Source organism: Paenalcaligenes niemegkensis (genome assembly GCF_022230885.1).
GTDB classification, from domain to species: domain Bacteria; phylum Pseudomonadota; class Gammaproteobacteria; order Burkholderiales; family Burkholderiaceae_B; genus Paenalcaligenes; species Paenalcaligenes niemegkensis.
The window spans coordinates 1,369,271-1,384,482 of sequence record NZ_JAKGCT010000004.1; the positions used below are offsets into that span (position 1 = coordinate 1,369,271).

Here is a 15,212-nt window from a genome sequence, read left to right on the forward strand (position 1 = left end):
AAACCACAACATTGCTGGCATAACGGCAGCGGCCTTTAAGATGGCATAAGGAGTCAGTAGTTAAGTCCCTCGAGCCAGCCCAGGTAGTGGAAACTTCTGAACACCACATGCGCCAACCACGCCATAGAGATGGAAGCTCCACCTAGTGTGGCAGCAATTGCCAGCAGTACTGTGGCAATACCAGTCCGGGAGCGGCCGGAACTGTGTGCGTTATATTTCTGATTAAAGCCACTGTCTTTTCGCAAACACAGATAAACCGACTCAACGGCTCCCACAGTGAAAAACAGACCTAAAATCCAGAAAGCAACACTGTCCCACCACGGCTCAGCCAGCAATGCCCAAAAATCAGCCCCGCTGCGGCCAGGGATACCGCCCATGCATAGCGGCGTCGCAAATACCAATGGTGCAAGCCCACGGTCCCTCCTACCAGAGCCAGTAGTGCAGCAATAAGTTTTGAACGAAAGACTGTTCGCTGTTCGGCCATATACGCCCTCCTGTGCAGAGTTATCAATATGCCAACGAGAAGCATCCATTACAATCCCCAAACGCCCTACTTTACGTGTGACTATTTTTCGTTATGCCGCAAACCGACTTCGACATTGCCATTTGTGGTGCCGGCCCTGTGGGTTCAGCCCTCGCACTGCTGCTCGCGCGGCACGCTCCTTCGCCTCACCGAATTGCCTTGATTGCCAGACCGTCGCCACCAAGCAAAGCCAGTAAGGCACTGGATCCGCGCGCTTTGGCGTTAAATTACGGCAGCATCCAGTTACTGAAAAGCGTAGCTGCGTGGCCTGGCGCAGCGGCATCAATCTCAACGGTCCATGTGTCCCAGAAAGGGCGACTGGGGCGCACCCTGATATCGGCAACAGAACTTGGTGTGGACAGGCTGGGCGGCGTAGTGGGTTACGACACCCTTCTCAAAACACTCGGATCGGCGCTGCAAGCCAGCGGTGTGTGCCTGTTAAGCACTGCACTTCCCCAGGGTGATGCTTCGCTACAGGCCGATCCTTTACTGACAAGCGAAGGCCTGATCACATGCAGGGCTAAAGTTCTCTCTGATGGCGCAAAACCGGTAGGCATACAGCGCGACTATAACCAGCATGCCCTGGTGGCAACCTTGCGCAGCTCCAGGCCTCGCACGGGTTGGGCCTACGAGCGCTTTACCAGCGATGGGCCATTCGCACTGCTACCACACCCCTCTGCTTCGGACCTCTACGCTTTAGTATGGTGCAACCCTCCCGAAAAGACAGCTACACTGGAGGCCTTGAACAATGCCGACTTTGAAGCAAAGCTGCTGCAAACCTTTGGTTCGCGTCTGGGCAGGCTTAAGCTTGCAGGTGACCGTTTCGTCTTTCCGTTAAGCATGTATGCCGGGCCATCGTTGCCTGCCCGCCACACGGTCGCCATCGGGAACGCAGCCCAAACCTTGCATCCAGTAGCAGGTCAGGGGTTAAACTTGGGGCTTCGCGATGCTGCACAGCTTAGCCAAGCCTTACGGCCATGGTTGGCCATGCCCCAATCTGATGTAGGCTCAATACTTGAGCTTTATGCCAACAAGCGCCGACTGGATCGCTGCTTGACCGCTTCGGTCACCGACGTATTGCCCAGAATTTTTGCTACTTCCAATCCGCTGGTTCAACATACCTGCGGGCTTGGCCTATTGGCGATGGATGTGCTCGAAATAGCTCGGTTACCCTTGGCTAGGCATTTACTTCAAGGTACTCGTACCTAACTTACTTTGGAATGCCCCTTGATTGGGGATGAGTGGTCTCATGCATATTGGCTCCTGGTCATTTCCCAATGCGGTTTTCGTTGCTCCCATGGCTGGGGTGACAGATCGTCCTTACCGCCGGCTTTGCAAAGCCCTTGGCGCAGGACATGCTGTATCAGAAATGGCTGCCAGCAACCCCAGGCTCTGGAATAGCGTCAAGACCTCAAGGCGCATCAACCACGAAGGCGAGCCAGCGCCGGTATCAGTACAAATTGCGGGATCCGATCCGGGCATGATGGCCGAGGCTGCCATTTTCAATATCGAAAAGGGCGCGAAGATCATTGATATCAACATGGGCTGCCCTGCCAAGAAAGTGTGCAATGTAGTTTCAGGTTCAGCTCTGCTGCGCGACGAAAACCGTATTGCAGAAATACTTGAAAGTGTGGTCGAGGCCTGCTTGCCATATGGCATACCTGTTACCCTGAAAACCCGAACTGGCTGGGACCGCGACTCAATCAACGCCTTGCGTATCGCCCACCTGGCCCAAGAGTCAGGTATCGCCGCCCTTACCCTGCACGGCAGAACGCGATGCGATTTTTACACGGGTAACGCCGAATACGAAAACATTAAAGAAGTCAAAGCCAACGTAAAAATCCCAATCATCGCTAATGGGGATATCGATAGTCCCGAAAAAGCAAAATACGTACTAGAGTACACACAGGCCGATGCAATAATGATTGGTCGTGCCGCCCAGGGACGACCCTGGATTTTCCGAGAAGTCGACCATTTTCTGCAACATGGCACTTATCTTGCTCCGCCTACTTTTGGCGAGTTGCAAGCATTACTATTGGACCACCTCGAAGACCATTATTCGTTTTATGGCGAATTCACCGGTGTACGCACAGCACGCAAGCACATTGGCTGGTATTTCGCCCACCTCCCTGATGCCAAAGCTTGGTTAGCCTCGGTAAACCAAATTGAAAGCACGCAGGAACAGCTTCAAACCATATCGCAATGGTTCGAACAGCAAGACGCCCACGCGCCTTTTATTCACGAGCCTGTAGCGGCTTAAACAGCTGTATCTCTGTTAGTTACGCCATTTTTTTAAAAGAACATGTCTAATATCAATCCACTAGAGCAATCTGTTAGAGATCGCCTTGAACGCTATTTCGCTGACCTTGGCGAATCCGAACCGCGCGACATGCTCGCGATGGTTATCAGTTGCGTTGAACGCCCTGTACTTGAGGTCGCTCTGGAGCGCACTCAAGGCAATCAATCAAAAGCGGCAGAAATGCTGGGTATTACTCGAAGCACCCTGCGTAAAAAGCTGCAATCGCATAATATTCAACCCTAACTTTTTACTTACACGACATTTATTCTCATGAAGATCCAGACCGCTCTGCTCTCGGTTTCTGATAAAACCGGTATCGTCGATTTCGCCCAAGCCCTTGCCCAACGCGGAGTACGGCTGCTGTCTACCGGTGGCACTGCCAAACTTTTGCAACAAGCAGGCCTGACAGTTACCGAGGTCGCTGAGCACACAGGCTCACCCGAAATCCTTGATGGCCGTGTTAAAACCTTGCACCCTAAGATTCACGGTGGCCTGTTAGCCCGTCGTGATGACAAAAAGCATTTAGCCACCATTGAGCAGCACGGCATTGATCGCATCGACCTGCTTGTCGTGAACCTGTACCCGTTTCGTGAGACTATCGCGCGCGCCGACTGCCATTTTGCCGATGCCGTCGAAAATATCGATATCGGTGGGCCTGCCATGCTTCGTGCCGCAGCAAAAAATCACGGTACCGAACAAGGCGGCGTCACGGTTGTTATAGACCCTGTTGATTACGCACGTGTATTGGCTGATCTTGACAGCCCTGCCGGCGTAACGTCGTATGCCTTGCGTCTTGAGCTGGCTACCAAGGTTTATGCCCATACAGCTGCCTATGACGGAGCCATTGCTAATTACCTCAGCAGCCTGAGCCAGCCAGAGCCCGCGCAACTGGAGACGCCCGCCCGCAAGCAGTGGCCTTCTGTTTTGAACTTGCAGCTAAAACAGTCGCAAGCCTTGCGCTACGGAGAAAACCCTCATCAGCATGCCGCTTTTTATACTGACGGCCAGGTTGCTGAAGGTTTGCTGGCGAATTACCAGCAGCTTCAAGGCAAAGAGCTTTCCTACAACAACATCGCCGATGCGGATGCAGCCTGGGAGTGCGTACGTAGTTTCGACGCCGGAGCGTGTGTCATTGTTAAGCATTCCAATCCTTGTGGTGTAGCACTCGGTGAGACGGCTGAAGCCGCTTACCTGAAAGCACTAAAAACTGACCCCACGTCGGCTTTCGGCGGCATTATCGCGCTGAATCAAACGGTAGATGCCGCCGCAGCAAAAACAATCAGTGCACAATTTCTCGAGGTTTTGCTTGCGCCTGCCTACACTCCCGAGGCACTGGATATTTTAGCGCTCAAGAAAAATGTACGGGTATTGCTGGTACCTGAAGGAAATTCCCACAACGATTTCAACATTAAACGTGTAGGCGGTGGCTGGCTTGTGCAAACACCGGATACCTTCCGCGACAACGTTGAGGCCTTCAAGGTGGTGAGTGCGAAACAACCCAGCAGCCAACAAATGCAAGATCTGCTTTTTGCCTGGTCAGTTGCCAAATATGTAAAATCGAACGCCATTGTGTTTACCGCTAACGGCATGACATTAGGGGTAGGGGCCGGACAAATGAGCCGCGTAGACTCCGCACGCATCGCAGCGATCAAGGCAGAAAACGCTGGCCTTACACTCCAGGGCTCTGCAGTGGCCTCTGATGCTTTCTTTCCTTTCCGCGATGGTCTGGATGTGGTTGCCGAAGCAGGCGCAACGTCGGTCATTCAGCCAGGAGGCAGCATCCGCGACGACGAAGTCATCGCTGCCGCAAACGAACGCGATATGGTGATGGTATTTACCGGCACGCGTCACTTCTACCACTAATGCGTATACTTGGCATCGATCCCGGCTTGCGTCGAACTGGTTTCGGCATTATTGACGTTTCCGGTTCCTCTCTGGGGTATGTTGCCAGCGGCACCATCGTCGTCCCGACTGAGCTTAGCCTGGGCGAACGTTTAAAAGTCATATTAGACAACGTTCGAGACGTGGCCGCCCAGCACTCCCCTGACGAAGCCTCGATCGAACAGGTTTTCGTGAATGCCAATCCGCATTCCACATTACTGCTGGGCCAGGCGCGTGGAGCTGCTATCTGCGCCTTAGCCGACAGCAATCTTCCTGTTCATGAATACACGGCCTTGCAAGTAAAGAAAACCGTTGTTGGCCGTGGACACGCAGACAAAGAACAGGTTCAGGCCATGGTTCAACATTTATTACGCCTGAACGGTGCGCCAGCAGCCGATGCAGCTGATGCCCTGGCATGTGCCATTTGTCACGCCCATCACCTGCCCCTGTCTGCACAGTTGGCCCAAAGTGGCCACGTAACTTTCAGCGGATTACGTGTTCGCGCTGGACGCGTATTACGCTAACGAGGAAACTATGATCGGACGTATTAGCGGCACACTTATTGAAAAGCTGCCTCCTTCTGTATGCATTGACGTCAATGGCGTGGGCTACGACATTGACGTGCCGATGAGTACCTTTTATGGTTTAGGAGACCTCAACTCGAAGGTCAGTTTGTTTACCCATCTCAGCGTACGTGAAGACGCCCATGTTCTGTATGGTTTTGCTACGCCCTCCGAACGCAGCACGTTCAGAACACTCATAAAAGTAAGCGGTATTGGCGCCCGTACTGCACTATCGATTCTTTCTGGTTTAAGTGTGCAGGACTTGTCAGCGGCAATTAATCAACAGGAAACTGCCCTGCTAACCAGCGTTCCTGGTATCGGGAAAAAAACCGCAGAGCGCCTGCTGCTAGAACTGCGCGGCAAGCTGGAACCCGACACAGGTGACGTTACGGTGCTCAGTGCTGGCAATACCGACCGAAGCGATATCCTGAACGCCTTGCTGGCATTGGGCTATAACAGCACCGAGGCTAACAAGGCCCTGAAACAGCTGGCTGAAGACGTCAGTGTGTCGGACGGCATCCGCCTGGCCTTACAAAGCTTGTCCAAGCGCTAGGTAGCGCCCCAAGGTGGCAACATCAACGTTGCCACCACTTATAATTACCCCCACACGCAAACCTCTGATATTTATTTGCTGGCTAAGGGCTGCTGCCGCACCGAGACATCCTGTAGGCTCCACCACCATTTTCATGCGCTCGGCAAAAAATCGCATTAAATTCATTAATGCCTGATCATCAACCGTCAGCACGCCCGCTGCGAACTGCTGAATAATCTCGAAGGTCAGTGGCGCCAGGGATGGTGTCAAAGCCCCGTCAGCGATGGACTGAGGCGCCTGCACAGAAACCAGTTTACCGCTCTGGAGTGACTGCTGAGCATCATTGCCGGCGTCGGGCTCTACTCCGTATACCTTGCAGCCCGGAGCTAACGCGTGCGCGGCAATTAGCGAGCCCGACAATAGCCCCCGCCCCCAAAGGCACAAAAAGCAGATCAAGCCCCCTGCCTCCTCAAGCAACTCTTTAGCAGCAGTACCTTGTCCTGCAATCACCTCAGCGTCAGCAAAAGGCGGAATTAAACTGAAGCCTTGCTCTGCAACCAATGAGGCCGCGATTTTTTCGCGATCTTCAGTTTGCCTGTCGTACTCGATGACGGTAGCCCCATAGGCCAGCGTTGCGGCTTTTTTGCTGCCGGAGCGTTGCTGGGCATTACGACGGTAGCACTGATGCCATGAAGCTTAGCGGCCAGTGCCACGGCCTGGGCGTGGTTACCCGAGGAGAAAGTGACAATTCCGCGCTGGCGCTGCTCTGGGCTCAGGGAGGAAATTGCATTAAAACCACCTCTGAACTTAAAGGCGCCCATGCGCTGAAAGTTCTCACACTTAAAATAAATTTCAGCGCCCGACAGCTGGTTTAGGGTGGCTGATGTCAATACGGGCGTACGGTGCGCTACCCCATGTAACCGCCGTGAAGCGCGTTCGATCGCATCATATGCGGGTTGACGTTGCTGTGTCATACAATATAAATCCCGAGCGTGGATTAAACAGAGAATCTCCTATTATGCATCAGCGGCTCCCTGGCGAACACTGCACGCAGAGGGCTGGCTTGGTGTACCATACTGTGTATTCAATCAGTGACTGCAACATGGCCATACTTTCAGATTCTCTCGCTAGCCTGGGCGCCCCTACTCGTGTGGTGAATGCATCTCCGCTTTCTCCTAACGAAGAGTCTATAGAGCGCGCCTTACGGCCTAAACGCCTAAGCGACTATGTTGGGCAACACCGTGTTCGTGAACAGCTTGAAATCTTTATTCAGGCCGCTCGCGGTCGTAGTGAAGCCCTTGATCATGTACTGTTATTCGGCCCTCCCGGTTTAGGGAAAACCACGCTGGCCCACATTGTGGCCCACGAAATGGGGGTAAACCTGCGCCAGACTTCAGGACCAGTCCTGGAACGTCCTGGCGATCTGGCCGCCATTCTGACCAATCTGGAAAAAAACGACGTACTGTTCATTGATGAAATACATAGACTCTCGCCCGTCGTCGAAGAAATTCTTTACCCGGCGCTGGAAGACTTTCAAATTGATATCATGATTGGTGAAGGGCCTGCGGCGCGCAGCGTCAAGATTGACCTCCAGCCCTTCACGCTGGTAGGTGCGACGACCCGGGCAGGTATGCTCACAAACCCCTTGCGGGATCGCTTTGGTATTGTTTCCAGACTCGAGTTCTATAACACTGCCGATCTTCAACATATTGTCGAGCGCAGTGCCAGCTTATTGAACGTGCAGTGCATTGACGACGGTGCCCTCGAAATAGCCAGGCGTGCTCGCGGCACCCCTCGCATTGCCAATCGCTTATTGCGGCGAGTCCGCGATTACGCCGACGTAAAGGCAGAAGGTATTATCAATACCCTTACGGCCAGCAATGCGCTGGCCATGCTAGAGGTCGACCCGCAAGGGCTTGATCTCATGGACAGAAAACTGCTCGAAGCAATCATTCACCGTTTTGACGGCGGACCTGTAGGCGTTGACAGCCTGGCCGCTGCCATTGGTGAAGAACGTGACACTATAGAAGACGTCATCGAGCCCTATCTGATCCAGCACGGCTTTCTGCAGCGTACGCCTCGTGGCCGTATCGCCACACGGATGACCTGGCTGCATCTGGGCTTAGAGCCAGCCGCGCAACCTGGCGGCCCGCTGTTCGAATAGACCTGTTAAAAGGCATCTGCAGTATTGGCTTTAGCAATGCATTCCAGCAAGGCATCCCCATACGCCTCAAGCTTACGCACGCCAATGCCGGATATGCAACGTAAGTCGTCAGCGTTCTGGGGGATATCAATAGCCACTTGCCTTAAGGTGGCATCATTAAAGATGATAAAAGCGGGTACCCCGTGCTCTTTGGCTGTGGCAGCACGCCATTGCCGCAAAGCATGAAACCGGGCCCTTGCCTCGGGCGGCAGCTCGGGCTGCGCAGCCGTCTTGCGACCAGGCTTGCTTGCAACGGTTGTCTCTCGCCTGAACATCAGACTACGTTCACCCTTAAGCACTTCTCTGGAGCTTTCAGTTAGCCCCAAGGTGCCAAAACCCTGGGTGTCGATGCTGAGCAAGTTCTGCGCCAGCAACTGACGTAATACTCCCCGCCACCCTTGCTCGGAAATATCTGCACCCACTCCAAATACCGTCAGGCTATCGTGACCATACTCTTTCACACGGTCAGTCAGCTTGCCGCGCAATATATCGATAAGGTGACCACCGCCAAATCGCTGGCCCCGCTCGCGCCAAAGCCGATACACCGCTGACATGAGCTTCTGTGCCGCCACTGTCCCATCCCAGGACTCGGGCGGTTGCAGGCACGTGTCGCAGTTACCGCAAGCGTTGGTTTCTTGCCCAAAATAAGCCAATAGACCCGTTCGGCGACAGCTTACTGTTTCACACAGCCCCAGCATGGCATCTAACTGACGGCCTTGGTTGCGCCGATGGAATTCTTCGGCCATAGAGTCGTTAATCATGCGATGCAACTGCACCACGTCTTGCAGGCCATAGGCTAACCACGCTGTAGCGGGCTCACCGTCACGTCCTGCCCGGCCAGTTTCCTGATAATAGCCCTCGACCGACTTGGGTAAGTCAATATGGGCCACAAAGCGCACATCAGGCTTGTTGACGCCCATGCCAAACGCAATCGTGGCCACCATTACCACACCCTCTTCACGCAAGAAGCGAGCCTGATTCTGAGCACGCAGTTCGGCCTTTAACCCCGCATGATAGGCTAGCGCATTCACCCCTTCACGAACTAAAAAAGCCGCGGTGTCTTCGACGCGTGCACGTGAAAGGCAATACACAATACCACTGTCATTCGGATGCTCCTCGTTGATCAGGGTCAGCAATTGCCGTCTGACTTCTTTCTTTTCTACAATGCGATAGCAAATATTCGGACGGTCAAAGCTTGCCACAAAATGCGGGGCCTCTTGCAATGACAACCGCTGGGCAATTTCGACCTGGGTTTCAGCGGTTGCCGTTGCCGTCAGGGCAATACGCGGTACATCGGGCCAGCGCTCTGCCAGATAGGACAAACCTAAATACTCAGGGCGAAAATCGTGCCCCCATTGGGAAACACAATGTGCTTCGTCAATTGCAAACAAAGAAATTTTGGCGCGTGAGAGTAAATCGAGACAACGGTCTGTTAGCAAACGCTCCGGTGCAACATAGAGCAGATCCAGCTCGCCAGCAAGAAAGGCCCGCTCGACTTCGCGAGCCTGCTGCCACTCTTGTGTGGAATTCAGATAGGCGGCTTTCACACCCAGTTCGGTTAAGGCATCGACCTGATCTTGCATCAGGGCGATTAAGGAGGAGATCACTACGCCGGTACCTTCACGCGCCAATGCTGGTATCTGGTAGCAAAGTGATTTTCCTCCACCGGTGGGCATCAGCACCAACGCGTCGCCCCCTGAATAACATGCTCGATCACCTCGTGCTGGCTGCCACGAAAAGAGTCGTAGCCAAACACTTGCTGCAAAATATCGAGTGAAGAATTAGACATGTCTTTAGGGTAGAGGGACTGCAAAGCGCAAAACCATATTGTAGTCACCGTTAAGTAACTCGCGTTGCGCCTGCAACCCGATGCGAAGATTAGGACTGTACCAGAACTGTTGGGTAACCCCCAACTGCTGCGAAGGCGTACCAAACTGACTGCGCTGAGTAACCAGCTGCCCTTGCAGTGATCCCCAGCGCCCCATGCCCAGATTAGCATCAACGGCATGCTTGACACCGCTACCCAGGGCGCTTTTGCCATAGCTGCTGAGATCAGCGAAATCTCCCTGGTAGCGTTCGCTGGCAACACCTACATTCAAGGTCGAGGAAATGTCTGCGTCGTAGCGTGTCTGATAACGCCAGCCGCTGCCAAAACTATGGCTAGCTCTCGCAATGCTACTGCTCCAGGCGCCCCACTCTTCGGTTTGGTACCTGGCTCCTACACCGCCCAACTGCATTGCTGGAGCTGTTTCATACAAGGCTTCTACCTGCACCTGACTGGACACATCTGCATCCACCCATAGACCTGTCGCCGTAGGCCCATATTGCAGATCGCCCTCAGCCTTGCTATTACTGTAGTCTAGCGCCCCTACCGAAAGGTTATAGCGCCATGGAAACCGTTCGTCATTTTCAGAAAAGCGTTGCGATATCTGGACGCCGCCAAGTTGTGGCGAAGATATCCAATTGGGGGTGCCCATCTCTGCGTTTCCAATAAGCACATCGGTATTGTGCATACCTTGATAGCGCCAGGCCGCACTCCCCAACTCCCAGTTTTCTATACTTTGATTAGCCCGCGGAACGCTGGAAGCGCCGCTCAGACTGACCGTCCCCATTTGCTTGTGATTGATGCTGAAGCTGCGCAGCGTCTCTCCGGCATTCAATAAGCTGGTGTGCAGCTCGGTACTATCGTACTCATCAGTTGAATCCACAGTCGACTCTTCGATCAAATCATCGAAAAAGCCCGGCACCGGAGGCAATGGCACAGCTTTGGGCGCAGGCGGGATATCGACGCTAAAACTTTGTGCCGGAGCCAGACGCTGGATTCCAGTAGCGTGCGTTGAGGCGAAAGGCATCAATAGCGTAATCAAGCCGCTTCCAATTACCGTAGTCATACCAACAAGCGCATACATCGATAAGACCCCAAACCGTTGCTTTTTTACCAAATTACGATGCACGTGTATCGAACATAGCTTCGCCTGTGGCATCAAGCGAGCGCTTTATTGCCGAGTATTTCTCCAGCAGCGCCGACTTGTACACCACGCCAATTAAACGAGGAGTCTCGTCTGAACTAAGTACAGGTAAGCGTTCGCCCTGGAAGTTCACAAAATAACCTTGTGCCTCGTCCAGACTCATGGAGGAGTCCAGGGTCTTGACGAAATCCAGGCGTATGACCTCGCCCACCAGCTGTTCTTGGGCGTCGGCATGATGAAGTAATAAGCGGGTGAGGTCCTGCTGCGCAATGACACCCTGATACACGTTATCTTCATCTACAACATATAGGTATTTAACCGGGTATTCCAAAAACATTTGTAACGCCTCACTGACTTTCGTCGTGGTCAGCACAACGGTGTCGGCAGGTCGAATCAGCTGATTTATCCGCATGTTACGTAATGTATGGCGCAGGCGCTCATCACGCTCTCGCACCAAAATCACGTCATACATCGAAACTTCGGCGAGCATTCTGGAGACAAAGTAAGCTATGACGCTCGCAACAATCAGAGGCAGTACCAACTGATAGCTGAGGGTCATTTCAAAAATCATCAAAATGGCCATGAACGGTGCGCTTGTCGCCGCCCCCAGAAAAGCCCCCATGCCTACCAATGTAAACAGATACCCCGGTATGCCAATGCCTGGGAAGACGAGCAGCAACAGCTGACCATACAAAGAGCCAAAAGCCGCCCCCACAAATAGCGCGGGTGTAAAAACACCACCTATTGCCCCGGAACCTACCGTAAGCGCGGTTGCCAAAACCTTGGCAAACAAGATTGCGACAATGGCGTGCCAAGCCCAGGGCTCGTGCAATAACGACCACACCACACTATAGCCATTACCCGCCACATCGGGTGTCATGATGAGTAGAATTCCCAGCATAAAACCGCCCAAGGCCAGTCTCAGCCAGAGAGGAATCCCCGTTCTGGAAAACTGCTCCCTGGATAAGGTCATTAATTTCAGGAAGCCGGGGGCAATAATTCCGATAATAATTCCCAAAAGCACGAATACCCATATTTCAGGACCAGCAACACGCGGCACATCAATCATTTCATAGACCGCATGGTAATCGCCCATCATGCGCATGGTGATATTGGCTGATACCGCAGCGATCAGTAATGGCCCCAGGCTCTGAATACTCAAGGTTCCTAGTACAATTTCCGCAATGAAGATAGCACCCGCCAGCGGTGTGCCGTAGGCTGCGGCCACACCCGCAGCCCCACCGCAGGCTACCAGTACACGTAGGTGGGCGGTACCAATATAAATAAAACGTCCCACCAGCGATGCCGCCAAAGACGATAGATGAACCATCGCCCCCTCTCGGCCGATGGAGCCGCCTGACGCCACCGTAAATAATGAGGATAAAGATCGCAAGAGGCCCTGGCGCAATGACATGCGGCCATCACCGATGGCAACCGCCTCCATATAGTCGGAAGCTGCTTCGGTTTTTTTGCGGCTGGCCAGCCACAGCAGCAAACCGGCAATAAGCCCACCGGCAGTGGGAAACAGCAAGCGGCTATACCAAGGCAGTGCCCGGGTCACGTCAGTGATCTCACCGACTTCCCCACCGCCAGATACTGGATGAGATAAATCCCTTCATGAAAGAGAATCACCACCGCTGCGCCCAATACGCCCATAAGCGCCGCCCAGCACAGCATCGCCGGCGTGTCGGATAACCAACCCACTCCTTTGAGGCGACGGCGCAAGGAGCCGATAGAGCGTTTTAGCATAGGCGGATAAACTACCTTTTATAGTCAGGCGGTACCGGTGGTCTCGACAACCCAAACATGCCCCAATAAACCCAGATATTAAAAACAAACAGTATAGGAATAGCGACCACCGCTGCCGCCAGAATAATGCGTAAGACAGTCACCGAGGCGGCTGCGTCCCAAATAGTAATTTCATCAAGCACTAAAAACGGGAAAAAACTAAAGGCCAACCCTAGCAAGACGGCCAAGAAGACCAATAAGGTCAATAAAAATGGTAGCGCGGTCGTTCTATAACTACTGTTGATCATGCGCTGCAGACACATTTCGATGGAAACAAAACAAAGCAGCAGCATTCCCCACAACGCCAACACTACCATGCGGTTAATGCCTTCGCTCCATTTGAGCAGCACGCCGGCGTTAGCTAATGCCAATACCACCGAGGCTCCGATGGCCCCTGCCGCAAACCATCGCACTGCCAAGCTACCCCACCGCACCGCACGGGCACGAAGTTCACCAGCTTCGCGCATGATCAGCCAGCTTGCTCCTAAAAGCACATACGCGGCAACCGCACAGAAGCCCATGAAGATACCGAACCAGAAATAGCCCGCTCCTTGGCTGAAACTGACCACCACCTTCGCCAGCAACAAGCCATGTACGAAAGCAGTGATTAAGGACCCTACGCCAAAAGCCATCTGCCACTTAGCCTGCAGCTCGGCTGGCGCACGCAAGCGCATCTCGAAGCTGACCGAGCGCAGCATAACGCCGAGAGCCAGGCCACACAAAGGTAAGTAAAGGCTGCCCATGACCGGGCCCCATGCTTTGGGAAAAGCAGTAATAAAAAGGCCCATACCCAAGAACAGCCAATACTCATTGGCATCCCTCCACGGGCTGAGCAAGGAAAGCATTCGGGGCCGTAACAAATCAGGAGCAATCAGCGATAGGCACCCTACGCCTATATCGAAGCCATCCAGCACGGTTCCGGCAACAATAACCAAAAAGAAAAAGCCCAGGAACAGCAGTGGCATCCAAAACTGAGGGTCGTAGACACCTAAGCCGACGGCGTTAGCTAAAGCATCAATCATGCTCGTCCCCTTCTACGCGCAACGGGTACCACACCGTATCTCGCGGCGTACCTTACCAGCAAAAAGAAGCCTGCCAGACAAAAGGTATAAACGACTGAATAGGCCACCACGCCAGCCACTACCTGATTGACTGAATTATTGGCAAACACTTCGCTGATGGTAATGGTATGGGCCACAACATAAGGCAAGGCACCAAATAACTGATAGGCCAAACCCGCTGTCAACAGCACGCCCCCGGCACATGATTGCCAGGCCAGATAGCGACGCCAGCGCATCGAAAGCGCTGAGGCATCATAGTGCTGCGAAGACACCTTCCATAGACTGACCGCACTGCTCACCAACAGAACCAAGCCTGCCAGCACCGCAATACGAAATGCAAAGAACGTCAGTATTACCGGCGGCAACATGCCTGAAGCCTGGTCCAGACCAATAAGCTGACCATCGCTATCTTGCGAGAGCCACATGCCCCCCGCACCGCTCCAGCTCAGAGAAAACAAATTACTCAAGTCCGGACTAAATGGAATGGCAAACCACACAAGGCTCGCCGGATCACCGGAGATCCAATAACCCGCTGCTGCCGCTGCCTTGATAGGCTGGTACTGAGCAACCATCAAACCATTACCGATGGCCACCGCTCCTAAGGAGAACGTACTTAATAGCAACACCCACAGAGCCAGCCGAAAAACACGGCGCTCGCTTTCATCGGAAGGCCGCCGCAGCGCCTTGGCTGCCGTCACGCCTACCACGAAGCAGGACGAGACGATCAGGCTCGCCAACAAAAGCTGGCAAAAATACCAGACGAAAGCGGGGTTAAAAATCACATCCAGCCAGCGATGGACTGCATACGAACCATCAACAAGCTCAGCGCCGTGTGGAACATGCATCCACGAGAGCAGCGCCACAAAACAGGCGGCCGTAAGCGTGTTACCCACCGCAACAAGCAGCACCACACTGGTATGCAGCCAGGCTGGCATGCTTCTGTAGCCAAATAACATGGCGCCCAGGAAGCACGACTTGAACACAAAAGCACTAAGCATTCCGACCGCCAGGATAGGGCCAGAGACCTCACCGATCTTAGCGATCAGCGATGGCCATAAACTGCCTAGCTGGATCAGAACCGGCAAGCTGGATGCAAAGCTAAGAATAAAGGCTAAAGCAAAGACCCGGACCCAGAACCGATAGGCCGATACCCACACAGAATGGGTACCGGACAGGGCGCGGACTCGATAGAGCAGCAGCAGCCACGACAGGCCAAGCTCCATGGCGAAAAAATCAGCATGAAGCTTAAACTACCGAAGAACTGTAGCTGTGATAACCAGAGGGCAGAATACGTCATAATGAGCGCTAGTTTAGAGCTTGTTCGTTATTTATGCCTATAAAAGCAGTTACTAAAAGCAGAACATGGCAAAATGGACTATTCGCCCGATTTTTT

12 protein-coding genes and 3 pseudogenes are annotated in these 15,212 nt (G+C 53.4%); 7 read left to right on the plus strand and 8 right to left on the minus strand.

The features are described 5' to 3' along the window. Positions 1 to 53: 53 nt before the first annotated feature. A complete protein-coding gene (locus L1889_RS10615; RefSeq protein ID WP_238665097.1) occupies positions 54 to 533 on the minus strand; it encodes a hypothetical protein in 480 nt (159 codons plus the stop codon). 44 nt (positions 534 to 577) lie between these two features. On the opposite strand from L1889_RS10615, the gene L1889_RS10620 reads away from it, so the two are divergent. The 6 genes from L1889_RS10620 to ruvA are packed head-to-tail and all read left to right on the plus strand — an operon-like array spanning position 578 to position 5,819. After that, positions 578 to 1,732 (plus strand): FAD-dependent monooxygenase, encoded by a 1,155-nt coding sequence (locus L1889_RS10620; protein ID WP_238665098.1) that lies wholly within the window; start codon positions 578 to 580, stop codon positions 1,730 to 1,732. A gap of 40 nt (positions 1,733 to 1,772) precedes the next feature. Continuing rightward, positions 1,773 to 2,783 (plus strand): tRNA dihydrouridine synthase DusB, encoded by a 1,011-nt coding sequence (gene dusB, locus L1889_RS10625; protein ID WP_238665099.1) that lies wholly within the window; start codon positions 1,773 to 1,775, stop codon positions 2,781 to 2,783. 42 nt (positions 2,784 to 2,825) lie between these two features. Next, positions 2,826 to 3,065: a helix-turn-helix domain-containing protein gene (locus L1889_RS10630; RefSeq protein WP_238665100.1), complete on the plus strand. Its 240-nt coding sequence runs from the start codon at positions 2,826 to 2,828 to the stop codon at positions 3,063 to 3,065. Between the two features lie 27 nt (positions 3,066 to 3,092). Then, entirely contained in the window at positions 3,093 to 4,685 is a 1,593-nt protein-coding gene (purH, locus tag L1889_RS10635) for a bifunctional phosphoribosylaminoimidazolecarboxamide formyltransferase/IMP cyclohydrolase (protein WP_238665101.1), read from the plus strand. Continuing rightward, positions 4,685 to 5,227, plus strand: coding sequence for a crossover junction endodeoxyribonuclease RuvC (gene ruvC / locus L1889_RS10640; RefSeq protein WP_238665102.1), 543 nt, complete (start codon positions 4,685 to 4,687; stop codon positions 5,225 to 5,227). The genes purH and ruvC overlap by 1 nt, the downstream gene beginning before the upstream one ends. Positions 5,228 to 5,237: 10 nt before the next feature. Beyond that, on the plus strand, positions 5,238 to 5,819 hold the full coding sequence (gene ruvA, locus L1889_RS10645; RefSeq protein ID WP_238665103.1) for a Holliday junction branch migration protein RuvA: 582 nt from the start codon (positions 5,238 to 5,240) through the stop codon (positions 5,817 to 5,819). Here the strand turns inward: ruvA and L1889_RS10650 are convergent. Continuing rightward, positions 5,796 to 6,772 (minus strand): annotated as a pseudogene (locus L1889_RS10650) (threo-3-hydroxy-L-aspartate ammonia-lyase). The gene ruvA and the pseudogene L1889_RS10650 overlap by 24 nt on opposite strands. 128 nt (positions 6,773 to 6,900) lie before the next feature. Between L1889_RS10650 and ruvB the strand changes: the two are divergent. After that, the gene (ruvB, locus tag L1889_RS10655) at positions 6,901 to 7,962 is read left to right on the plus strand and encodes a Holliday junction branch migration DNA helicase RuvB (RefSeq protein ID WP_238665104.1); all 1,062 of its coding nucleotides are present in this window, start codon (positions 6,901 to 6,903) and stop codon (positions 7,960 to 7,962) included. Positions 7,963 to 7,967: 5 nt separating this feature from the next. Here the strand turns inward: ruvB and recQ are convergent. The 6 genes and pseudogenes from recQ to L1889_RS10685 form a co-directional block, all read right to left on the minus strand. Continuing rightward, positions 7,968 to 9,790 (minus strand): annotated as a pseudogene (gene recQ / locus L1889_RS10660) (DNA helicase RecQ). A 4-nt stretch (positions 9,791 to 9,794) separates the two neighbouring features. Then, on the minus strand, positions 9,795 to 10,892 hold the full coding sequence (locus L1889_RS10665; RefSeq protein ID WP_238665105.1) for a fimbria/pilus outer membrane usher protein: 1,098 nt from the start codon (positions 10,890 to 10,892) through the stop codon (positions 9,795 to 9,797). Positions 10,893 to 10,944: 52 nt separating this feature from the next. Continuing rightward, a complete protein-coding gene (locus L1889_RS10670; RefSeq protein ID WP_238665106.1) occupies positions 10,945 to 12,531 on the minus strand; it encodes a ClcB-like voltage-gated chloride channel protein in 1,587 nt (528 codons plus the stop codon). Next, positions 12,528 to 12,719, minus strand: coding sequence for a hypothetical protein (locus L1889_RS10675; RefSeq protein ID WP_238665107.1), 192 nt, complete (start codon positions 12,717 to 12,719; stop codon positions 12,528 to 12,530). The genes L1889_RS10670 and L1889_RS10675 overlap by 4 nt, the downstream gene beginning before the upstream one ends. Before the next feature lie 11 nt (positions 12,720 to 12,730). Beyond that, positions 12,731 to 13,780, minus strand: coding sequence for a cytochrome d ubiquinol oxidase subunit II (locus L1889_RS10680; protein ID WP_238665108.1), 1,050 nt, complete (start codon positions 13,778 to 13,780; stop codon positions 12,731 to 12,733). Continuing rightward, positions 13,777 to 15,051, minus strand: a pseudogene (locus tag L1889_RS10685) (cytochrome ubiquinol oxidase subunit I); the annotation flags it as partial. The pseudogene L1889_RS10685 and the gene L1889_RS10680, both read right to left, overlap by 4 nt. Between the last annotated feature and the right edge of the window lie 161 nt (positions 15,052 to 15,212).